17 protein-coding genes and 1 pseudogene are annotated in these 20957 nt (G+C 62.6%); all 18 read right to left on the bottom strand.

From position 1 onward, the window contains the following. Positions 1–25: 25 nt before the first annotated feature. A complete protein-coding gene (locus tag Q7W83_RS07665; RefSeq protein WP_150631469.1) occupies positions 26–460 on the bottom strand; it encodes a curli assembly protein CsgF in 435 nt (144 codons plus the stop codon). Then, positions 457–846 carry a curli production assembly/transport protein CsgE gene (gene csgE, locus Q7W83_RS07660; RefSeq protein ID WP_150631468.1) on the bottom strand — a complete coding sequence of 130 codons (390 nt, stop codon included), beginning with the start codon at positions 844–846 and terminating at the stop codon, positions 457–459. The genes Q7W83_RS07665 and csgE overlap by 4 nt, the downstream gene beginning before the upstream one ends. Next, a complete protein-coding gene (locus tag Q7W83_RS07655; RefSeq protein WP_150631467.1) occupies positions 843–1382 on the bottom strand; it encodes a type II secretion system protein in 540 nt (179 codons plus the stop codon). The genes csgE and Q7W83_RS07655 overlap by 4 nt, the downstream gene beginning before the upstream one ends. After that, a complete protein-coding gene (locus Q7W83_RS07650; protein ID WP_150631466.1) occupies positions 1357–1731 on the bottom strand; it encodes a type II secretion system protein in 375 nt (124 codons plus the stop codon). The genes Q7W83_RS07655 and Q7W83_RS07650 overlap by 26 nt, the downstream gene beginning before the upstream one ends. A 4-nt stretch (positions 1732–1735) precedes the next feature. Next, positions 1736–2209 carry a type II secretion system protein gene (locus tag Q7W83_RS07645; protein WP_150631465.1) on the bottom strand — a complete coding sequence of 158 codons (474 nt, stop codon included), beginning with the start codon at positions 2207–2209 and terminating at the stop codon, positions 1736–1738. 2 nt (positions 2210–2211) lie between these two features. Further along, positions 2212–4065, bottom strand: coding sequence for a secretin N-terminal domain-containing protein (locus Q7W83_RS07640; RefSeq protein WP_473655873.1), 1854 nt, complete (start codon positions 4063–4065; stop codon positions 2212–2214). Then, positions 4062–4581: pseudogene (locus Q7W83_RS07635) on the bottom strand (hypothetical protein). The gene Q7W83_RS07640 and the pseudogene Q7W83_RS07635 overlap by 4 nt, the downstream one beginning before the upstream one ends. Next, on the bottom strand, positions 4581–5129 hold the full coding sequence (locus Q7W83_RS07630; RefSeq protein WP_150631462.1) for a GspMb/PilO family protein: 549 nt from the start codon (positions 5127–5129) through the stop codon (positions 4581–4583). The pseudogene Q7W83_RS07635 and the gene Q7W83_RS07630 overlap by 1 nt, the downstream one beginning before the upstream one ends. After that, positions 5116–5661, bottom strand: a complete 546-nt coding sequence (locus Q7W83_RS07625; protein ID WP_150631461.1) for a PilN domain-containing protein — start codon at positions 5659–5661, stop codon at positions 5116–5118. The genes Q7W83_RS07630 and Q7W83_RS07625 overlap by 14 nt, the downstream gene beginning before the upstream one ends. A gap of 1 nt (position 5662) precedes the next feature. Next, on the bottom strand, positions 5663–6466 hold the full coding sequence (locus Q7W83_RS07620; protein ID WP_473655872.1) for a hypothetical protein: 804 nt from the start codon (positions 6464–6466) through the stop codon (positions 5663–5665). Next, positions 6447–8153 (bottom strand): GspE/PulE family protein, encoded by a 1707-nt coding sequence (locus Q7W83_RS07615; protein ID WP_150631459.1) that lies wholly within the window; start codon positions 8151–8153, stop codon positions 6447–6449. The genes Q7W83_RS07620 and Q7W83_RS07615 overlap by 20 nt, the downstream gene beginning before the upstream one ends. Before the next feature lie 84 nt (positions 8154–8237). After that, positions 8238–8771, bottom strand: a complete 534-nt coding sequence (locus Q7W83_RS07610; protein WP_150631458.1) for a response regulator — start codon at positions 8769–8771, stop codon at positions 8238–8240. Between the two features lie 222 nt (positions 8772–8993). Continuing rightward, positions 8994–9947, bottom strand: a complete 954-nt coding sequence (locus Q7W83_RS07605; RefSeq protein WP_458377591.1) for a peptidylprolyl isomerase — start codon at positions 9945–9947, stop codon at positions 8994–8996. A gap of 15 nt (positions 9948–9962) precedes the next feature. Beyond that, entirely contained in the window at positions 9963–11513 is a 1551-nt protein-coding gene (locus Q7W83_RS07600) for a cytochrome c/ABC transporter substrate-binding protein (RefSeq protein WP_473655871.1), read from the bottom strand. A gap of 8 nt (positions 11514–11521) precedes the next feature. Further along, on the bottom strand, positions 11522–12142 hold the full coding sequence (locus tag Q7W83_RS07595; protein WP_150639308.1) for an SCO family protein: 621 nt from the start codon (positions 12140–12142) through the stop codon (positions 11522–11524). Continuing rightward, positions 12139–12795, bottom strand: coding sequence for an SCO family protein (locus Q7W83_RS07590; protein ID WP_150631456.1), 657 nt, complete (start codon positions 12793–12795; stop codon positions 12139–12141). Before Q7W83_RS07590 ends, Q7W83_RS07595 begins: the two co-directional genes overlap by 4 nt. A 13-nt stretch (positions 12796–12808) precedes the next feature. After that, positions 12809–14761: a cytochrome D1 domain-containing protein gene (locus Q7W83_RS07585; protein WP_473655870.1), complete on the bottom strand. Its 1953-nt coding sequence runs from the start codon at positions 14759–14761 to the stop codon at positions 12809–12811. 202 nt (positions 14762–14963) lie between these two features. After that, positions 14964–20777 (bottom strand): manganese-oxidizing multicopper oxidase MnxG, encoded by a 5814-nt coding sequence (gene mnxG, locus Q7W83_RS07580; RefSeq protein ID WP_473655869.1) that lies wholly within the window; start codon positions 20775–20777, stop codon positions 14964–14966. Positions 20778–20957 lie beyond the last annotated feature (180 nt).

Raw genomic sequence — 20957 nt, 5'->3', positions numbered from 1 at the left:
TCACTCCCCATCAACCCGAATCCCGTCAAGGGGCCAGGCCGCTTACCTGAATTTCGGAGACTTCACCGGTCGCTCGGTCGGTCACGACGATGGTCAATTGCCCGGAGTCGTCGACCACGTTGACGATAAAAGCGTCGGTGGTCAGGCTCCCGGTGTTGCCCGCGGAGATGTTGTCCAGCAACTGACCGAGCAGCCGTGATTGCAACTGACTGGTGAACCGCTCCAGCGCCGACGTCCCGGCCGCAGCGGTGCGTTTTTTCAAGTCAGGATCGTCGTAGTCGTTTTGCGCCTGAGCGTTGTTGAGCAGCCAGGTCCCGTTCAACGGGTTACCGCCAAACGACGGATTGATGGGCGTATAGACCAACTCGGTGGCCTGGACCAGGCCACAACTGCCGAGCCCGAGTAACCAGATGCCTGCCCTGGAAAACAGGCGGCGCTGCGAGAACGTTGTTGTTTTCATAATTCGTCCCTCTCAAGGTCCGTTGTGTCCTGCAACATGGCTTCCAGCTTGCGCTGGACGATCTGCCCGCGAACCCAGTCGGCGGCGTCATAGGCCTCGTCCTTGAGCTCCACGGTGTTCGGCGGAAGAAAACGCCGGTAAACCAGACGCTGCTGATATTCCACGGTGACCAGGGCGCCCCAGCGCGCCGAAGGTCGTTCGCGCACCACCAGGTTGAAATCCATCGGGCTGGTGGCGCGCAGGCGTTCGCTGAACGAGTAGTAAAAGTCGTGACCGATATGCGAGATCGTGTCATCGACGATGAAACCCATCATTTCGTCTTCTTCGCCGGCCGGGGCGGCAGCCGACATCAGCATCAGGAGCGCCGCCACACAGAATCTGTTCATGGCTGCAACGCCTGAGGCAATTTCGACTGGCCCTTGGCAGGTCCCGATGTGCCATCGAGAAAGGCTTTCTCGGCGACGAACTGCCAGTCCTTGTAACTCGCCATGCCGGTGAAGTCCGACCACTGCGTCGGGAAGTCCGCCTGCTTGAGCGGCTTGTCCGTGGAGGCGCTGCTGAGGCCGGTGATGCGCCCGTCGAAACCGCGCATCAGGCTCCATTCGCCGCCGCCAATCGGGTCCGGATACAGCTGCCGGATATGGTGTTTGGGGCTGGGAAAACGCTCGTCCTGCAACAGGTCTTCCAGCGCTTTCGGGTATTGGGCCAAACCTGGCGAACTGCGGTAGTAGCTGCGCAAGGCCTGGGCGTATTGCGTACCGACCCAGAGCAACTGACGCTCACGATCGCGGCGCGAAGCGGTCGACCACAACTCGCCGGCACTGGCCAGGCCCATGCCCATCAGCATGATCAGGAACAGCACGCCCAGGTACGTGAAACCGCCCTCGTTCGAAGGCTTACCACTCGGAATAAAGGCTGCCATCACGCGCCCTCCCTGTGGCACCGCTTTTGATATCGGCGACCCCACCCGGTACGCCATCCGGCGGCGCGACCATGACCCAGAGGTCCTTGCGTTCGGCAACCGGGTCCATCGGCGGGTTGCGCAGGTAACGTTGTTCCACCAGTTGTTCGATGGAGTCGGGATAGCGCCCGGTGTCGCCGTAGTAGTGATCCAGGGCTTCGCGCATCGCCGACAGGCTCTGGCGCAGCGTGGTCTCTTTCGAGGCTTCAAGGCTGTTGAAATAGCGTGGCAAGGCGATGGTCATCAGGGTCGCGATGATTGCCATGACCACCATCAGTTCCAGCAGGGTAAAACCCTTTTCCCGACGCATAAACTCACCACTCCCGGTAGGCGATGCCGTTAAGCCCCTTGCCGCGCGCCTGGGAGTAAACGTCAAAGACGTCTTCGCCCTCGCGCGGGTTTTGAGCCGTGCTGTCATAGGAGCGCAAGCCCCAGCCGCCGTCGTCGTCACGCTTGACCGGCTTCAGCGGGTCATGAGGCACGCGGCGCAGAAAATAGAACTTGGCGCCCTTGGCGCTGCGCACATCGCGCACGCCGTCCACCAACACTTTCAGGTTCGGCGGATAGCCGCTGCTGTTCAGTGACTTCTCGATGTAACCGGCATCGAATGCACGCTTGTAGGCGTCGATGGCATCGCGGATCTGGTACAGCGCGGTGCGCAACTCCTGCTCTTTTCCCCGGCGCACCACGGTCTCGGTCAGCGGCGCGGCCATGCCGGCCAGCAAGCCGATCAGGGCCAGCGTCACCACGACTTCGATCAAGGTAAAACCGCGTTGCGAGGCGTTCATGATCAAGGCTTCCCGACGCTGACTTGCACATTGGTAGCAGCCACCGGCCGGTCGACGGGCTGATCCTGAACCGCTGATTCCATCCGCCGGTCCGGTGCCTGAATGTGCATGCTGGTTTCAGTGCCGGTCGGGAACTCCATGTCCGACGGGCTCTGGTACGGCAGGTTGCGCACGATCCGTGGCGTGATCGACAGCACCAGTTCCGATTTGCTGACGTTGTCCTTGTTGCTGCCGAACAACCGGCCCAGGCCAGGAATGTCGCCAAGGCCCGGAATCTTGTTGCCGGTAGCGCCATGGTCGTTGCGCATCAGGCCGGCGAGTATCTGGGTTTCGCCGTCATGCAGGCGCAGCGTGGTCTGGGCGTTGCGGGTATCGACCTGCACCGGAATCGTGCCCTGACGGGTCGGTTCCAGCGGCGTCGCGTTACTCACTTCCAGCGCGATCTTGATCGCCACCTCGTTGTTCAGGTGCACGGTCGGCTGCACTTCCAGCTTCAGACCGACGTCCAGGTAAGTGACGCTTTCGGTGATCACCGGGCCTTGGGTCGACGGCACCGACGTGGCACTGATGATCGGAACACGCTGACCGATGTGGATGCGCGCCTGCTCGCGGTTGCTGACACGAATCACCGGGCTGGCCAGGGTGTTGATGTCGTTGTCCTGGGCGTTGATCTTGAGTTGTGGCGATGGCGAGATGGTGATCCGGCTGGAGTCGATGCCTTTCAATTGATTGAGGATCGTCACCGCCGAACCGTCGCCGTTGATCACGCCGAAGGTATTCGGCCATTGCAGGCCGAGGTCGAGAATCCGTTGGGTCGCGACCTCCATCACCTCCACTTCCAGCACCACTTCAGGGTTGGACTGGTCTTGCGATTGCAAGAGTTTTTCCGCCATGCGGATCGCGTCTTCGGTGTCGCGCATGGTCAGGGTGTTGAGGCGTTCATCGACAAACACGTCGCGTGTCTTGAGCATGGTTTTGATCATGTTCAGCGCGGTGTTGGCATCGATGCTGGTCAGGTAAAAGGTGCGCATGACCAGTTCCTGGTAATCCTTGAGCTTTTGCGGCGAGTCCGGGTAGATCAGCAAGGTGTTTTCGTTCACCACTTTCTGGTGCAGCTGGTTCTGTTGCAGCAGCAGTTCCACGGCGTCTTCAATGCGTACGTCGCGCACGAAAATCGTGGCTTTCATGTCCGGGCGCAGGTCTTTGTCGAAGATGAAATTCAACCCGGCGACCTGCGACAGCACCTCGAAAATGGTTTTCAGGTTGGCGTCGCGAAACTCCAGGGTCACCGGCCGCTCCAGGCGAGTGCGCAGTTGTGGATACGGGATCACATTGCGGCTCTGCACCAGGCGGATGTTGCTTTGCAGTTCAAGTGCGCCGTCGTTTTTCGGGTCGAGTTCGAGGATCTGTTTGACCTGACGGTCGGCCCCGTAGATATCGCCGCGACGCAGGTCGCCACGGGCCAGTTCCAGCTTCTCATCCAGGCTGCGCATGTAGTCGAGCTGACGCATCGCATCCTGGGCGCGCCGGTTGTTCGGCTCGATGGTCAGCACCCGGCTGTAGTTGACGCGCGCGGCGGCAAAATCCCGGCGCGAACGGTCGGTTTCGGCCTCGGTCAGCAACGCGGTAATCGCCTTGGCGTGGGCGGTGTTCAGGGCCAGGTGCAGTTCGGTATCGCGCGGGTTTTTCCGCAGCCCTTCTTCGATCCGCGCCAGGCCGGCCTCGTATTGCCCCTGCTCGATCAGCTCGGACGCTTCCTTGTTGGCGACCTGCGCGGAACTGCACGCGGCCAACCCTGCACACACACAGAAAAGGCTCATCAGCGTGCCTATCGTATTTCGGCATGATCTGTTCATTGCGCGCTCCCCACAGACAAGGTCTGGGACAAATGCAAGGGCAGGTAGACGAAGCTCAGTTCCACGTCGGAAATGCCCTCGATCCGCCAGGTTTCGTCGATCACATCCCCTTTGCGTACGACGTATATTTTTTCTCCGCTCTGCAAAAACACTTGCAGGTCCGAGCGATCATCCAATGCGCCCGACAAACTGAAAAGGCATCGGCGGTGCGCTGGGGACGGTCACCACCGGGGTCAGGTTGACGGGTTGTTCGGTGACGCTGGCGAGCGTCGGTGCTGCCTTCCAGCTGCGGGCGGCGAACAGGTCGCCCGCCGGGCTCAAGTCCTTGACCGCCACGGTTTTGCCGGCGGCTGGCGCGGCAGGCAGCGCACCACGGGTTTTGCTGCTGGCCGCCGTGGCGACGACGGCGACGGACGCCTCGCCGTCGTCCGCCGGCATCCAGTAATCGGGCAACCAGGCCAGCGCCGCCGCTATACCGAAGAACCCCGCCCACCCCGCTACGCGCTTGGTATTCATCATGACCTCGACAGATAAAGGGTCAGGCGGATCCGCCCGGTCAGGTCGGTGTCGGCGATCTTTTTGCGCTGAAACTCCACGTCCTCCACCACCACCGCCGGCAACTGGCCGAGCAAGGCATGCAGGAAGCGCCGCAGTTGCGGGTAGCTGCCGCGCACCGGCAGCAGAATCTGATAACGCGCCAGATGGGTCTTGGGGTCGATGCCCAGGGCATATTCACCGCGTGCCAGGGTGATGTGTTCCTGGGCCGCCAACGCGTAGATCTTGTCGATGGCCACCGTGGCTTGCGGCTGCGAAGGCAGCTTGCTGCGGAAGTCGTCGAGCTGACGTTGCGGCACCACCGGGGCGGCGACGCTGCCGTCTTCAACCCTGGCCAGGTATTCACCGGCTTCGCGGGTCTGCTGGCTGAGCTGTTGCAGCGACTGCCAGTCCGGCATCAGGCCCGCCAGGCCATAAACCAACGCCAGCGCCAGCAGCGCCAACCCTGCCAGACCGGGAATGCCCAGGCCTTGCAGATATTCGTGGACGATCAATCTAGGGATTTGCATCGCCAATCTCCCAGGTAGCCGACAGGTTGAACTGCACCGGGTGTTCCGGCACGTTGGCCACGATTTCGTGGCTCAGCAGCGACACATCGGACAGCTCATCGCTGGCCTCGAGGTTGCGGTGGAAGTCGAGCATGGCGTCGAGGTCTTTCGCTTCGGCGCTGATCCGCACCTGGCCTTTGCGCGCATCAGGGGTCAGGGTCAGCAAGGCGATGTCGCCCCGGGGCATGGCTTCGAGCATGGCGAACAGGCTTTCCCACGGCCGGCGCAGTTGCTGCGAGACCTTGCGCATCTCGGCGAGGTTCTGCGCCTGTTCGCGGATTTGCGCCGGGGTCAGGCTGACCTTGCCGCCGGTGTCGCCGGTGAGGACGCGCTGGGCGGTTTGCAGATGGCCCTGTTGTTGCGCCGTCTGATCACTGAGGTGCTGCTGAACCAACACGCCACTCAGGGCCGCCACCACGCCCACGGCCAGCAGGCTCCAGCCCAGGGGACCCGAGCGCCGGCGCGGCTGAAAGTCGAGCATCAGGGGGCGCATGTCAGGCCACCGCCCGGGACATGACGTACAAGCCATCGCGTACGGTGGTCCGGGCTTCTTCAAGGGTGCGCAAGTGCACACCGGGGATGTCGGGCTGCACGTCCATACGCGCTGGCGCATGCAAGTAAACGTTCAGTGGCCGCTCGCTGGTGGAGGCCTGCAATTGGCTTTCACGACCGATCAATGCGGTCAGTGCGGCGTCGCTGTCGCTGCTGCCCACCGAACGCACCGAAGTCCAGCGGCCTTCCCGCGCCAGCAGCAACACGCTGCGCACCGGCTCGGCGACCACGAACAGGAAATCACCGGCATCGAGGCTTTTATCGAAGTGGTTGAACGCCGCCATCAGGTACGGCTGCACCGAACGCAGGCGCAGGCCACGGGCGCTGACCAGGGTGCGCAGACGCGTCAGCAAATCCTCTGGCAATGCGCTGGCGATCCGGTCGTAGCCCGCCGGTTCCGCCGAGAGCACCATTCGCCAGGGTTGCGTTGGCACGCCGTAAAGGTCTTCGAAGCAGAGCCGGGCAAACCCGAGCAACTCGTCAGGGCTGCTGATCTGTTCGCTCCAGGGCACCAGGCAGAAGCGGCTGAAGTGCCCGGAAATTACCACGCTCAGTTCGGCACCGGCACGGGTGTGATCGGCCAGCAGGTGGTCGAGGGTGTCCAGCGCCACCGCCCAGGCATGGAAACCTTCGTCGATAAAACCGACGCTGCCCAGCCACAGAGTGTCGCTGCCACGGCGCTGACCGAGGCCGACACCACTGGCGCCGAGCACGGCGACAAAACGATCACGAGACAAAAGTGACACGATTGATCTCCTCGAGCGTGGTCCGCCCTTCCTGAACCAGTTCCAGTGCCGACTCGCGCAGCAAGCGCAAACCACGTTTGCACGCATGGGCCTTGATTTTCGAAATCGGTTGGCGCTCGACGATCATCTGCCGCAACTCGTCGTCCAGGTGCAGCAGCTCGGCGATCGCTGTGCGTCCGCGATAACCGGTGCCCCGGCAATGCCCGCAGCCCTTGCCGTGCACGAAGTGGAAGTGATCGACGTTGTGTGGGTCGAGACCCGAAGCGCGCAGTTCGTCATCAGTCGGGTTGCTCGGCGCGCTGCAATGGGTGCAGACCAGACGGATCAAGCGCTGCGCCAGCACGGCATTGAGCGCCGAGACGAGGCTGTAGGGGTCGATTTCCATCTGGGTGAACCGGCCGATCACGTCGAATACGTTGTTGGCGTGGATCGTGGTGAACACCAGGTGCCCGGTGAGCGCCGATTGCACGGCGATCTGCGCGGTGTCGGGGTCACGGATTTCACCGACCATGATCTTGTCCGGGTCATGACGCAGGATCGAGCGCAGGCCGCGAGCGAAGGTCAGGCCTTTTTTCTCGTTGACCGGAATTTGCAGCACACCCGGCAACTGGTATTCCACCGGGTCTTCAATGGTGATGATCTTGTCCACGCCGTGGTTGATCTCGGTGATCATCGCGTACAGCGTGGTGGTCTTGCCGCTGCCGGTGGGGCCGGTCACCAGTACCATGCCGTAGGGTTCGGCGGCCAGCCGGCGCAGTTGGCGCAGGGTTTCATCTTCAAAACCCAGGGCCTGCAACTGCACGCCGCAGACCTTGTCCGCGAGGTCTTGTTTGTCGAGCACCCGCAGCACCGCGTCTTCACCGAAAATGCTCGGCATGATCGAGACCCGGAAGTCGATCTGCCGGCCACTGATGCCGATCTTGAAGCGGCCGTCCTGTGGCACGCGTTTCTCACCGATGTCCAGCTCGGCCATGACCTTGACTCGGGAAATCACCTGCTCGGCGAACTCGCTGCCCTGGATCTTGCTGATGTTGTTGAGCACGCCGTCGATGCGGTACTTGATCACCAGACCGCTGCCGGTGGTACCCAGATGGATGTCGCTGGCGTGCATTTTCAAAGCGTCGTACAGGGTCGAGTTGACCAGTTTGACGACGACGCTGGCGTCTTCGCTGATGCTGGTCAGAGACAGGCTTTGCAGGGTGTCGATTTCGATATTGGCGTCGGCCTGGGCGTTGAGCGATTCCACCGCGTGGAAGCTCTCTTCGTGACGTGCCAGATAGGCTTTCAGGTCGTCGGCATGCACCAGGTACAGCGGCGCGCCGTGCAGGCAGTCATCGATCCAGGCCAGCCGCGCCGTATCGAACGGATCGGCAAACACGCCAATGACCGCATCGTCGTGACGCAGCAGGATAAATTCGCGCTTGAGGCATTGGGCCAGGGTGACCCGGTCGAACACCGGGGTGGCCTTGAACAGGCTGTCGGTGTCGAGCACCGGGTAATGCAAGGTGGCGCCGAGGCACTGGATGAAGGGCATGGGGGCCAGTTCGCACAACACCCCGAGGGCTTCGAGCATCCGTTCGCCGGAACTGGCGGCCAGTGATCGGGCCTGGGCCAGTTGTTCACTGGAAAAACGAGACGGTACACATTCCAACTGCGCCGGTTCGACGGCAAGGGATAGACGGTCCATGGCTTGCTCTCCAACGCCGGGGGCTTTGAGCCCTGTCGACGCGGCGAGCGATTACGGCGGTTACCGGAACGGCTTGTCGCGCCACTACTCCCCGGTGAGCAATTGTTCGTCGTCTGGTGCCCTGGAGGTCGATGAACTTCGTCGACGATCCGCCAGCACCCAACTGCCGTCGTACAACTGCAGCGGGAAACTCTCGGTCCTGCTCTGGCGTCGTTCGACAAAACCTTCGGATGTGCTCACGCCTGCTTTGGGTTCGCGCTGCATTCCCAGAAGGTCACAGACTGCACGGGCCAGTTCCGCCAATGGAAACGGTTTGAACAGGATATGGCTGACTCCCAGTTGCCGGGCCCGCTCACAAACTTCAGCGGTGGGGTGCCCGGTAATCAGCACAAAATGACACTTCCTGTTCTGGCGGACGGCATCGAGCACCTCAAAGCCTTCCATGTCGGGCAAGCGGTAATCGAACACCATCACATCGGGTGCAAACTGTTCGGCTTCACCGATACCCGTCGCACCGTCATGTGCAATCCGGACGTCCAGCGCTTGCGCCTGCAGATAATCCTGGAGGTTTTGTGCCAGCAGCTGTTCGTCTTCGACAACCAGTACTTTGTTTAACAAGGTGGACTCCTTGAAACCGCAGGTCCGATTTCCGAACCTGGCAGAGTGCGCGCCTTACTGAGGCTAACGCACACTTCATGCCAGGCTGAGCGCCGGGTGTTTTACCACTGCATGCCATTGATATTCATGGAAAAGCCTTTTCGAGCAAGTACCCCGCCCCCCAAAGGCGGGGACGCACACGGATCTGCCCTGAAGCTTTTCCCCACTATTGGGGGGGAATCTTCAATCGTCGTCAATTCGTTCGATTCGATTGCGCGATCGCAGTTGCGCCAGAACCTGCAGGCGAACTTCAGCCTGTTGCTGTCGGGCAAGGTACGCCCTGACCATCTCAAGCCCCTGCACTTCTGTGACATCGGTCGCCTCCAAGTGGTTCTGCACCTGAATCAAGTGCCAGCCCAGCGGTGTCCGCACCGGCTCGCTGAGCGCTCCCGGTGCCTGGGCAAAGGCTGCCGCTTCGAATTCAGGCAGCATGCGCCCACGTGGAAAGTAGCCCAGATTTCCGCCGTCGCTAGCGGAAGCATCTTCGGAACCGGTCCTGGCCACGCTGGCAAAGTCCGCGCCCTGGCTGATTTTCACTTGCATCTCAACTAAGCGTAGCCGTGCTGCCTCGACTGTGGCGGCATCAGCAGCCTGAGGCACCTTGATCAGAATGTGCCGCGCTTGCACTTCCTCGGGCCGGCGCATCTCGCTGCGATGTTCTTCGTAGAACGCGCGGACCTGTTTGTCGTCTGGCTCGGCGACCTTGGTCAGTTCGGCAAACACCTGCTGCGCCGCCAGTTCCCGGCGGGTGTACTCGGCAAAAGCGGCCTCGTCGAAACCGGCGTCTTCCAGGCGTCGGGCGAATTTCTCGGCACCGCCGATGGCTTGCCGGGTCTGCTCAACCTGGCTTTGCACGGTGGCGTCACTGATCACGACCCCGCGCTTGAGCGCTTCCTGCCACAGCAACTCGCGATCGATCAACGCGTCCAGCGCCTTCTGGCGCAGTTGCTTATACGCCTTGGGGTTGCGAATGCTGCCCACCGCCCGGCCCTGATCCTCCAGGTACTCGGCAAAATAGCGTTCGAGGCGGAACTCGGTAATGTCCTCGCCATTGACCCGCGCGGCGACCGGGCCGTTACTGCCGAAGGCCACGGGCAACCACATCATCAGCAGGATCAGCAGAGTCTTGAGCTTCATGATCGAGACCTCCAGTCAGGGCATCGCGGCAATGGGTTTGTAGGGGGCGACCAGGTAGAAACGCTGGTCGGGCAGGTCCACGGTGACGATGTGCGCGCCGCTCAATCCGTGACGCCGGCCGGGACCGAAGCTGATCAGCGGGGTCAATCCGGTCTCGAAGTCATGCAGGCCTTCCAGCGCAGTGATCAGTTTTTCGCGGCTGGCATCGCGCCCGGCCTGTTTCATGCCTTCGCTGAGCAGCAGCATCGAACTGAAGGCGCCGACTTGCAGCACCGCATGCTCTGCGCCGAGCCCCTGCTGCTCACGCAGTTGTGTCAGGGCCAGGCGCCCGCCCAGCGTCCAGTCACTGGGCACGAACGGATAGGACAGGAACACCCGCCGGGAAAAACCGCTGGGCACCTGCAACAAGTCACCGGCGACCTGATTTGACGTGGCGAACAGGTAAGGCACCTGCCCCGCCGCCTGCAAACGTTCCGCGAGCCGGCTGAAACCGCCACCGCTGCCCAGGTAAAACACCGACCGCGAGCCCAGCGGCAGTTCGTCCTGCGCCGGGTCGTAAGCTTTCAGCGTGACCTTTTGCCAGGCGTGATCTTGCAGGTACTGGCTGAGGTTCTGCGCCGCCCGTTGCTGGCCGGGCTCGTCCGGGTAGGTGATCAGCGTCGGCCCCGGGAGCACGCGCAAACTGTCGGTGGCGTAATCGGCGAGCGCAATCAGTTGTTCGTGCAACCCCGGCATCGGTTCAAATATCTGCCGACTGCTCTGGGACGAGCCTTGCAATGAGAGTGGCCCGATCAACGGAATGCCCGCCCGCTCCAATCGCGTGACCAATTGTGTGTTGAGTGCCGGTGCCAGCGGCGCGATCAAGGCGAACACGTGTTCCTGCTCGATCAACCGGTCCAGGGCCTGCTCGGCGCTGGTGCGGTTCGGCCCCGGATCGATTATCGTCAGGCGCAGTTGCCGGCCATGAATACCGCCCGCCTCGTTGATCCGCGCCACGCTGCCATTGAGCACCGCCGCCACCGTGGCGCCCTCCTCGGCCAGCGGTCCCTGACTCGGCAATAAGGTGCCCAGGTGCAGGCTGTCCGGCGTCAGGCCGGGATCGCGGTCATCGGCCAGACGTTTGAGGTAGGCCGTGAGGTTGCGCTGATCATTCATCGACAGCACGAACCGCGGCATCGCGGGGTCGAGGCGATTGTTACCAGGATCGCGACCTTCCTGAATCGCCCGCGCGAGCGTGCCTTCGGTGTAGGCCGGGTAATTGCGGCCATTGATTTGCTGCTGCCCGTAAGTGCTGGAGAGCCTCGACCACGTCAGATCCGGCGGTCGCACCCCGCCCTCGGGCCGCCCGAGACCATCGGCACCGTGGCAGTTGGCGCACGGCAGGCTGGTGGCCGGCAGCATCATATCCGCTGCCCCGACCCGCGCCATGAGCGGCTCACCGCTGTCCGAAACACCTTCGCGGTACAAGCGTTTTCCGGCCGTTTCGCTGGGGTTCAGGGGCAGCGCATCGGCGACGCAATGAATGCCGCCGATCACTAGCAAGCCGAGGATGAGGGTCAGTTTCATGGCGCGGCTCAGCGACCGGCCACAGGCATTGTCAGCAACTGCAAGCGCTGGGCAATGGCGGCAGCCGGGGCATCCGGACGGATTTTGCTCCAGCGCTTGTTGGCTACGTCACCGACAATCAGCTGCGTTGAATGTTGCTCGGGGGTCGGCACAATCTGGCCGATGCGCCCCAGCACCAGGTCCATTTGTGCCTTGTCGCCGGTGAGAAAAAGCCAGTGGGGCCCATCGACGCCCTGCTTCAAGGTGTAAGCCTTGAGTACCGCCGGGGTGTCCCGTAGCGGATCACTGGTAAGGGAGATGAATGTGATGCCATCCGCCTTGTCACCCAGCAACTCACGCACTTCCTTGAGTTTGCGGGTGATCAGCGGGCAGGCATCGTTGCAACTGGTGAAAATCACGTTCAGCAGCACCACGCGGTTTTGTAGTGCGTCGCTGTAGAAGCGCAGGGTTTCGCCGTTCTGGTCCTGCAACGGCGTGTCGGTGAACCAGGTTTTCGCATCGCGCGTGCCGCTCGCCGGTGGTGCAGCCACCTGCGCCGGAGCGGGTTCTTCGTGCCCTTCATGAGCGAAGGCCATCGAGCTGAAAATCCAGAAGCACAGACTCAGGGCAATCCAGTCGACAGCTCTCATGGCTGCTGCTCCATGGCGATGGCAGTGTGTTTGGCGTGGGCATTGCGTTGGCCGCTGAGTTTTTCCACTTCACGGGTCAGCACGGCCGGATCGGTGAAGCCGTAATAGCGCGTCCAGTGGCGACTGTTGCCGTCGCCGACGAGGATCAGCGGCTGATGATTTTTGAAGTCACCGCTAAACGAGCCGAGGCCTTTGAGGGTGGCATTGATTGACTGCGAACTGCCAGTCAGCCAGCTCCAGCCCGGACCGTTCTGGAAGCTGCGCGCGTAGTCGTTCAGGCGCTGGGCGTCATCGCGCTGCGGGTCGATGCTGATCGATACCAACTGCACCTCGGTGCCCACCCGGGCGCCCAGCTGTTTCTGCACTTTGCCCATGATCGACGACACCACCGGGCACACCGTGGTGCAACTGGTGTAGATGAAGCTCATGACCACGATTTTGTTGGCCACCAGGTCCTGTTCCAGACGCACCGGTTTGCCGTTCTGGTCCACCAGCGCGACGTCGGCGAACTTGACCTGGGCGCTTTCCGAACGGGCGCTTTTGGCCGGCATGTCGTGCCCGGCGTGTTCATCCGCCGAGTGCGCCAGGGCTTGCCCAATGCCGACGGCCAACAGGCAGAACGTCAGCAGTCCACGGTGTGCGAATCGGTTCATGTCGATTTCCTCTTCAACGGGCATCGCCGGGCAGGACCCGAACGCTGGCAAAGGTCTTGTCATCGAAATTCGCGCCAAGGGACGCCGCACGCACGTGCAGGTACCAGGCGCCGTTCTGGTCGAGCGTCACTGGGGCTTCGTAGATTCCGTTACCGACCTCAAGGGCCGCGACTGTTTGCGCCCGCGACGTCGGCGCGCGGAAGTAGCGCACCTGAACGTCCTTGACGCCGCTGCGCTGAGCTTTGTGCTGGCCCTGAACGATGCGAAAGCGCACGGTGTAAGGACTGCCGAGGGCGGCGGTGGCTTTGTCGAGCATGAACTCGACTGTCGGCACGCCGGGGTGCTGGGCGAGGCGGCCATCGGGCTCAACCAGCGTCGTGAAGCAATGGATGATGTTCGGTTGATTGAGCAGGAACGCCACGTCGAAACGCCCCGCCGGCGGCAGTTTTATCCGCGCGCTGTATAGCCCCGGCTCGACTTCGCGCAGGCTGCGGTCGATGACCATCGCCGCCCGCGCCACTTGCCCGCGATTGGGGTAACCGGACATCGGCGCGTTCATGCCTTCGGCATAGAAATAAGTGGTGTTGTCCACCGGGTTGACCACGAACACCGCGTTGTCGTCCCGCGACACCGCGAGGCTCGACGCCAGCGGCAAATCACCCGCCAGCCGTGGTGCCTGCGGCCCGGCTTCAAAGCCCTGGCTGATCGGCGTGCGGCCTTCACCGAGGGACGACAGGTTGATCATCGTGACTTTGGCCGAAGCCAGTCCGCGCACGTAGGCGTAGGCCTTGGTGAACACCACTTGATAAGGCTCGGCGGACACGTCCAGTTCATGAACCAGCGAGTCGGTGGCGGCGTCGATCACGGCCACCTGGTTTTCCAGGGTGTTGAGGACGATGCCGAATCGTCCGTCGGCGCTGAAACCCATCGGGCCCAGGCCCTGTTTGATTTTGATCACACGGCGCACGTCGAGGCTGGCGGTATCGACCACGGTCACGGTGCCGTCCTTGCCGTCGGCGACATACACCGCCTGGGACAGTGGCGAGTACGCCACCGACAAAGGGCGCGTGCCGGTCTTGAGTTGTTTGCTGAGGGTCAGGCTGGCGATGTCGATGATGCTCAGCGTGCCGTCGTCGCGGTTAGTCACGAAGGCAAACCGGCTGTCCTTGCTGAAGGCGATTTCGTGATGGCCGGCGCCGGTGGCCAGGTTTTTGAGCGGCTTCAGGCTTTGGCTGTCGATCACCGTGACCCCGGATGCTTCGGCCTTCGGCGCATTGTTGCCGACCCACAGCAGGCGCTCGTCCGGTTGCAACGCTACGCGCACCGGATGGCTACCGGCCGCCACCGAGTCGATCAACTTGAATTGCTCGCTGTCGATCACCGCCACTTCGCCAGCGGTGGGCATGGAGACGAACACGCGTTTGTTGTCCTTCGGGGTGACCCAATCCATCGGCGGCTGCTTGAGGTCGATGCGCGCCATGGTGCTGGTGATGCCGCCTACCGAGACCGATGGGTCGACCACCGAAACGCTGGCATCACGGTTCATCACCAGCAGGAAATAGCTGTTGAGGTCCAGTAACGGTCGCGCACCAATGCTCGATTTGAGGAATACGCCAACCCGTGATTTGCAGCTGCGTTCGCGGCCCTGGGCCTGGTCGGCCGCGACCGCTTCGGGGTCCAGCCAGGCACCGGGATTGACCCCGGAAAGGGGTTGGCCCGACGTGCTGTCACTGACCCGGAAAAGCACGTCGGCAAACTCGCCTTCACGCAACACGCCATCCTCGGCCAATGGCCGCACTTGCAACGCTACGGACACGCCGTCTCGCTCCAGCGTCTGACCGCTCCAGGTGTCCGGCAGCGCCACCTCGCTGAGCATGTCCGGCGGTATCGTGCGCCAGACGCCCAGCCAGATCAGCGCCACCCCGACAACCAGTGCACAACCGACGATTCCAATGGTCCTGTTCATCTCACCTCTCCCCTTACAGATCTGCGCCTGTCTTGCGGCCGCCATCGCTGGCAAGCCAGCTCCCACCATTTGCACCCTGCAAACCCGACCCCTTGTAGGAGCCAGCTTGCTGGCGATGAGGCCCTCACGCCGTGCATCAATCTCGAGACCGCCATCGCCGGCAAGCCAGCGCCTACAGGGCGCGTTCACTCCATAACGGTTGCTACGGTGCCAGGGCCGGTTCGGGTTCGTTGGTCACGCGCAACAGCCCCCACAACCCGGCGGTGTTGCCGTACGCGGCGTAATCGCGGAACAGGTAGTCGCCCGGTATCGCGTTGCTGCCCCCGGCGCTCGGGTGCATGAAGCTGAAGTGCGCCGCCGGCAGGATGCTTTCGTGGGCACCGATGTACATCGACATCGGGTTGTAGCCGAACCGCACCGAACCCACGCCTGGCGTCATCATCGGATAGCCACCGGTATCGCTCTTCTCCGACTGGAACGGGTTGACCGACCAGACATGCCCGTCGAGCTGAAAGGTCGTGCCACGGCTGCCGCCGGTGGGCATCAGGATGTGTGTGCGGAACGGTTGCCCCGGTTTTACATACAGCACCGGCGTCTGCGGATCGCCGCCCACCAGCGCATTGCTGTACGCCATGTGCGCGTTGACCACGTCACCATAACCATGGCCGTCGGCGTGACCGAACGGCGCATCCGGTGGCAGGCCGAAGCGGAACCACATCGGCTCGGTCTTGTAGTTGATGGCCATGCTGGAATTGTCCTGCGGATCGGTCGGCACCCCGGCCTCCGAGGCAATGCCTTCCACCGGACGCCCATTGGCCCAGCGCATATTCAACGCCTTCTGCCAGACCATCGCAAAGTCGCGGTAGCTGGTCTGTGCGGGCGCAGTGACGGTCGCGTTTACCTTGCGCGCATCCTCAACCCAGGTGGCGCCGATCGGCAGGACGCTCATTGCACCGCCCAGGCCTTTTTGCGGCTGCTTGATCACATCTGCCGGGGTGAAATTCAACCCGCCAAATTCCACTGCCGTAGCGTTGATGTTGTCGACACTGCGGCCCAGTTGCGTGATCGGCTTGCCTTCACGTTCCAGGTGCCCGGCGTAGTACTGATAGGTACGCGTCGGGTACGCACCAACGGTGCCGACGCGGGGTGGCACGGTCTGGATCGGGTTGGTGCCGACGTTGGTGCCGTCGGATTTGGTGATGTCGTACGCCAACAGTTGCGCGTGCAGACCGACATGGCTGGACGGCCGCATCAGGTTGTTGCTGAAGGTGGTAGAGCCTTCGCCATTGTTGCGGTCACGCTTGACCATGCCCATCACCGACGCCGTCTGGGTCAGGTCCGGCATGACCAGGGGCAGACGGTTTTCCAGGGTGATGTTGATGCAGTCCCCTGCCGTCGCGCGCAGCACCAGCGGTTCGACCGGCACACCGGGTTTGAGCTTTCCGGTGATCGGGTCAAGGTCGCCCTTGCGCACATAGAGGATTGCCGTCGGGTCATGCAACGGCCCGCTTTGCCCGCCGATGGTGAAGGTCGTTCCGTCTTCGGGGTCGTTCACTGTCACCTGAGGAATGCTCACTGGGCGTGAGTTGAACACCAGGGTGCCGCCTGCCGGGTTCAACGCCCCGCCGACATGTTGAGCGAGCCCGGCTGGATCTCCGATGGTCAGGCCCAGCGGGTTGCCGAGAATATCGTTCGCCAGCGCCGCGACCACTTCATAGTTGCGTTGCACGGTTGGCCGGGTGCCGATGCCGTTGGGGTTGGCGCTGTACCGTGGGCAGGAACCGTCGAACGCCACGGTGTTGCGCATACCCGCCGGTTTCGGGTTGTTGGGCAGCGCGAACAGGTCGCTGCGTTGCGCGGTGTAGTTACGCATCACGCCCCAGATTCCGCTCCAGTAGCCTTCGATCGACGCGTCCATCGAGTACAGGTAGTCACCCGTCGTCGCCGCCGAACTCGACAGCATCGAGACCGGCGCAATGAAGCCCATCTGCTCGGAGATCCCGATCATCTGCGACGCACGCCAGCCGGAGTTGGAGCTGTTGCCGAATCCCGAGCCGCTTTGCAGCCACTTCACGCCGTGCAGGGTCACGTTGTGCTCTTCTTCGTGACCGCCGGCATGCACCCGCAGCCGTACGTTGTCACCGGTGTAGGTGCGCAGCATCGGCGTGAACGGGTCGCCCGGTTCGGCGCCGCCGCGGTTGATGTGCGGTGGGAACTGAGTGGTGCCGCCGGTCGGGCCGGTGGCAGCGGTAATGAGGTTCGGTGCCAGGTTCATCGCCGGGATCGCACGGTCGGTGCGGCTTTGCATGGCATACGCCAGATCGCCGCCGAGGCCATCGGCCTGCATGCCGCGCTTGCCGTCGGGGCCGACCTTGTTCGGGTCATACACTCGCAGGGCCAGTGGTTCGTTGCGGTAATTGACCACGAACATGCCTGGGTCATCGACCGAGATGGCTTGTGGGCAAGGCCGGCTTGGACAGCCCGGCATCAAGCCACCACGGGCCTCGACTACCTGCTCAAGCAGCGTCTCGGCTTCTTTGCGCACCGGCGGGTTGATGGCGTAGCGGAAGCTGTCGGCAGTGGCCGGAAAGGCTTGCGCGTCAGGTATACCGTCAGGACCGGCGCCCACGTACACACCCGCTTCATAGGCGTGCTGGAAGTCGCTGTATTCGAGGAAGAACTCGCGGAAGCTGTCGTTCTTGCCGTCGCCGTCCAGGTCGCCGGTGGACACCACCGCTTGCCATGAGGTCGGCCCGCCATCCTGCCGCGCGCCGCTGTACAACGGCTCGCCGGTTTCGGCGTGGAACCAGGTGGAACCGGCCGGCTCAGCCAGTACAGTGGCGTACAGACCAATCTGTTGGTGAGTCGATGGGCCGAGGTGGTCGTGGGTGAAAATGGTCCCCAGGCCACGGTCGACACCTTTGGAGTTCACCACCGGATCGACAAACCAGCGCTGCATCGCCGTCCGCGCGCCGACCCAGTCGGCCCGGCCGAACTGCCCGAAGTACGGGTGATTTTTAGCCTTCGGACAAGCAGGTGTGCCCTCACGCGGGTCGCTGCCCGTGCATTGGTTGAACTCGCGAATGGCGTGGATGCGCTCCTGCACCGCACCGGGGGAAAGTACGCCGTCTTCGTAGTTCCAGCCGTTGGCCGAACCGTCCGCCGCCGTCAGGTCCCACTTCGGCAAGTGAATGTGCTGGCCGATCACGTCGGTCGGCGTGCGCACTTGATAGTCGTCCATCTCATAGATGGCCGGCACCAGGTTGGTTTGCTGGTATTGCACGCAGTCGAAAGTGTTCATGCGCATCACCAAAGGCTCTGGCGGACGCTGCTTGGTGATCACCGGCCAGGCGTCTTCCCACAGCGCCAGGATGCGTGCTTGCGGGAAGTGGTAGCCGACCTTGTTGTACACCGCGTCGAACTGGATGTTCGCCGCTTTGTAGACCCGTGGCCGGTCAGCCGTGAAGGTCGAAGACCCGCTGAACGACATGCCGTCGAGCCGTTCGCCACTGGCAAACTCGCCAATGCCGGCGCTGCTGGTCAGGCGCTTTTGCCGATCATCCATGCACGGTTCGTAATAAGGCGCACCGGCGGTTGGCAACGCGCCGTTGGTGCGGAAGTTGCGCGCAACGATTTGATTGCCAGGCAAAACGGCAAAGCTTGGGTGGTCCTTTTGGGCGTGGAACTTCATGGCCGCCTGTTCGACTTCGGTACCTTCTTCGGGCATGTAAATCGGCTTGGCGCGGGTCACTTCCTTGGAGAAATCCAGGGACGTGGTCACGGTGCGCGCCACGCCACCGGCCGAGAATCCATCGAGGGAGTGACGCCCCAAACCGCCGTCCCAACCACCGGACTGCGCCGGGTCAAGATTCGCCCACAAGGCATTGCCACTGGTCTTCAAGGCCTGGGCCTTGGCGGCGTCGAGCATGTCCAGCGGTGGGGTCGGTGGACGTTGGCCAACCGAACTTTCCATGCCGCCGATCCAGAACGGATAACCCGGGTTTTTCAGGCTGCCGTCGGCATTGCGATTGGCTTCGCTGCGATCCACCAGCGCCAGGGAACCGATGGCTTGCGGGCCAGCGTTGCCGCCCTGGTGCTCACCGTCATCGTCATCATTGCCGGCCACCAGGGTCTCGCCGATTTTCGGCACCACTGCGACCTTGCCCGGCATCGGCGCCATGGCTTTGCCCGGTAGCGGCACCACCGCGGGTATCGGCGTACCGGCAATGATCTCGCCATCGGGCAAGGCCCGGGCACCCGCGGCCGGTTTGCCGCTGCGCAGTGCGTAAGGCTCGCTGTGATAACCGTCGGCGCCTTGCTGGGAAACTTCCAGTTTGGTGCCTTCTTCAAATACATCGTGCACCCGCCACATGCTCCACATGCCCTGGGCGAAGTGCGGATAGAAGTGGCAGTGATAGATCGCATCGCCTGCTACACGGTTACGGTTGCCCGAACCGCCGTTGGCAATTTCATAGGTGTAGCCGGCACCCGGACCGATGCCTTGGGCGTCCACATAGTCGGAGTTGTCGTCGTTGGGATTGAACAACCACTGGTGCCCGTGCAGGTGGAAGATATGCTGCTCGTGGCCGTTGTGGGTGTTGCGGAATTTGACGAAGTCACCGATGTAGCTGTGGTTGACGTTGGACGGCTCGGACGGATACAGCGCCATGGTCGCCTTGACCCCGACCTGATCGGCGCGCGGTGTTTCACCCGGACGAATGTTTTCCAGACCGGCGTTGGCCGGCACATCCACCAGCATCGCCACGTCGCCGACGGTGTGCGAGCTGAGGAAGAATTCTTCATAGGCGCAGGACAGGCAATCGTGCATCGGCCCGACACCCAATCGGTTGGCCACCACCTCGGCGCCCATGCCGCCGGAGCCGTAGTTGATCATGAACGAGTCGCGAGCCGGCTCCAGCACATGGGCCATGACCGGGTCTGCCCAATAGGCAGGGAATGCCTGGGTTGCGGCGGTTTCATCCTGGAATTGCGAGGCGAAATCGCGGAACGGTTCCAGCCGGTTGGGCAGCGCCGGGTTGCGTTTGCCGATGGCTTCCAGCGGATAGGTCGACGGCGGGAAGCTGCCGTCGGCGTTGCTGCCCATGACGATCGCATCGCTCTCGCTGGAGATGATTTCGTTGCCGTCGACCATGTTGATGATCGGCGTGCCGGCCTTGCCTTCACGAATCCACGGTTCACGCTGCGGGTAGCGCGCCTGGTAATCGACAATCGGCTGACCGGTCGGCGTACGGCCGCTGCTGGCAAGGCGCATTTCTTCTTCGGTCACGGTGTTGCGATAGGCGCGGCCACCCTTGGGCACCACCACCACTTCGCCGAACAGACCGTTGGCGACGTTGCCCGCATCGCCTTCACCACCGAACGTTGCACCGCGGCTGCTGGCGGCGAAGGCCCCTTCGCGCTCGGCGTACAAGGTGTAGGAACGGGTTGCGCCCGGCGGGATCAAGGTGTTGGCGTTGCGCCCGGTAAAGGACGCGATGTCATCGATGCTGTTGACTGCCTGCATCCCGTTGACCTGAAAGCCGACGTGGCGGTCGGTGACCTGCTCATCGACTTTGAAGTCCTCTGCAGCGCCGATTTCTACCTCGCCCTCAATCTCGCCCTCTTCCTCCCCCCCGTTGTCATGACTGCCGGGGTTGGCCTGGTAGGCCAGCAGGTTCTGCAGATTGATGGTCAGGCAATCACCAGCCGCAACCCTCAGCACCAACGGACGCGGACGCTTGTCGGGCCGCAGCGAAACCTTGCCCGGAACCGCCGCGCCACCGTGGGCCAGGGACATGTCATGGTCATCGACCACGTCACGCCGCAGGGCGAACATCATGCCGTTGGCGTTCTGTGCGCCGAGGCGGTTGAACATCAGCGGCTGATCCAGCGCCACGACGTTCGCTACCAGATTGCGCTCGCAGCGCAAGGCGGCTTCGGCCATCTCGACGCCCAGCATCGACGCCGTCAGCAGCAGCATTTTTAACAAGGACGGAACGTGGTGCATGCCGGTCATGATCGCGGGCCTCGCTGTGGGTGCTCACAGGGAATAATTCTCGACAAATCCTCTTGAGCAATCCGCATGCCATAAATATTGTTGTTGTTTTTCAGCTAGTTACATAAACGACTTGATAAGTCGGGGGATATTCCCCACCCATTCCCCACTTTTCGGTCGGGGCCACCATGCCCCACTGTT

The organism is Pseudomonas sp. 300 (assembly GCF_055803035.1).
Note: the sequence above shows the minus strand (reverse complement) of the source record. Positions and strands in the feature narration are given on the sequence as shown.

Bases quoted from the DNA above. Each gene is read 5' to 3' on its own strand.
- Q7W83_RS07665 (WP_150631469.1), bottom strand. From the start codon at position 460: ATGAAAACAACAACGTTCTCGCAGCGCCGCCTGTTTTCCAGGGCAGGC.
- csgE (WP_150631468.1), bottom strand. From the start codon at position 846: ATGAACAGATTCTGTGTGGCGGCGCTCCTGATGCTGATGTCGGCTGCC.
- Q7W83_RS07655 (WP_150631467.1), bottom strand. From the start codon at position 1,382: ATGGCAGCCTTTATTCCGAGTGGTAAGCCTTCGAACGAGGGCGGTTTC.
- Q7W83_RS07650 (WP_150631466.1), bottom strand. From the start codon at position 1,731: ATGCGTCGGGAAAAGGGTTTTACCCTGCTGGAACTGATGGTGGTCATG.
- Q7W83_RS07645 (WP_150631465.1), bottom strand. From the start codon at position 2,209: ATGAACGCCTCGCAACGCGGTTTTACCTTGATCGAAGTCGTGGTGACG.
- Q7W83_RS07640 (WP_473655873.1), bottom strand. From the start codon at position 4,065: ATGAACAGATCATGCCGAAATACGATAGGCACGCTGATGAGCCTTTTC.
- Q7W83_RS07630 (WP_150631462.1), bottom strand. From the start codon at position 5,129: ATGCAAATCCCTAGATTGATCGTCCACGAATATCTGCAAGGCCTGGGC.
- Q7W83_RS07625 (WP_150631461.1), bottom strand. From the start codon at position 5,661: ATGCGCCCCCTGATGCTCGACTTTCAGCCGCGCCGGCGCTCGGGTCCC.
- Q7W83_RS07615 (WP_150631459.1), bottom strand. From the start codon at position 8,153: ATGGACCGTCTATCCCTTGCCGTCGAACCGGCGCAGTTGGAATGTGTA.
- Q7W83_RS07605 (WP_458377591.1), bottom strand. From the start codon at position 9,947: ATGAAGCTCAAGACTCTGCTGATCCTGCTGATGATGTGGTTGCCCGTG.
- Q7W83_RS07600 (WP_473655871.1), bottom strand. From the start codon at position 11,513: ATGAAACTGACCCTCATCCTCGGCTTGCTAGTGATCGGCGGCATTCAT.
- Q7W83_RS07595 (WP_150639308.1), bottom strand. From the start codon at position 12,142: ATGAGAGCTGTCGACTGGATTGCCCTGAGTCTGTGCTTCTGGATTTTC.
- Q7W83_RS07590 (WP_150631456.1), bottom strand. From the start codon at position 12,795: ATGAACCGATTCGCACACCGTGGACTGCTGACGTTCTGCCTGTTGGCC.
- Q7W83_RS07585 (WP_473655870.1), bottom strand. From the start codon at position 14,761: ATGAACAGGACCATTGGAATCGTCGGTTGTGCACTGGTTGTCGGGGTG.
- mnxG (WP_473655869.1), bottom strand. From the start codon at position 20,777: ATGACCGGCATGCACCACGTTCCGTCCTTGTTAAAAATGCTGCTGCTG.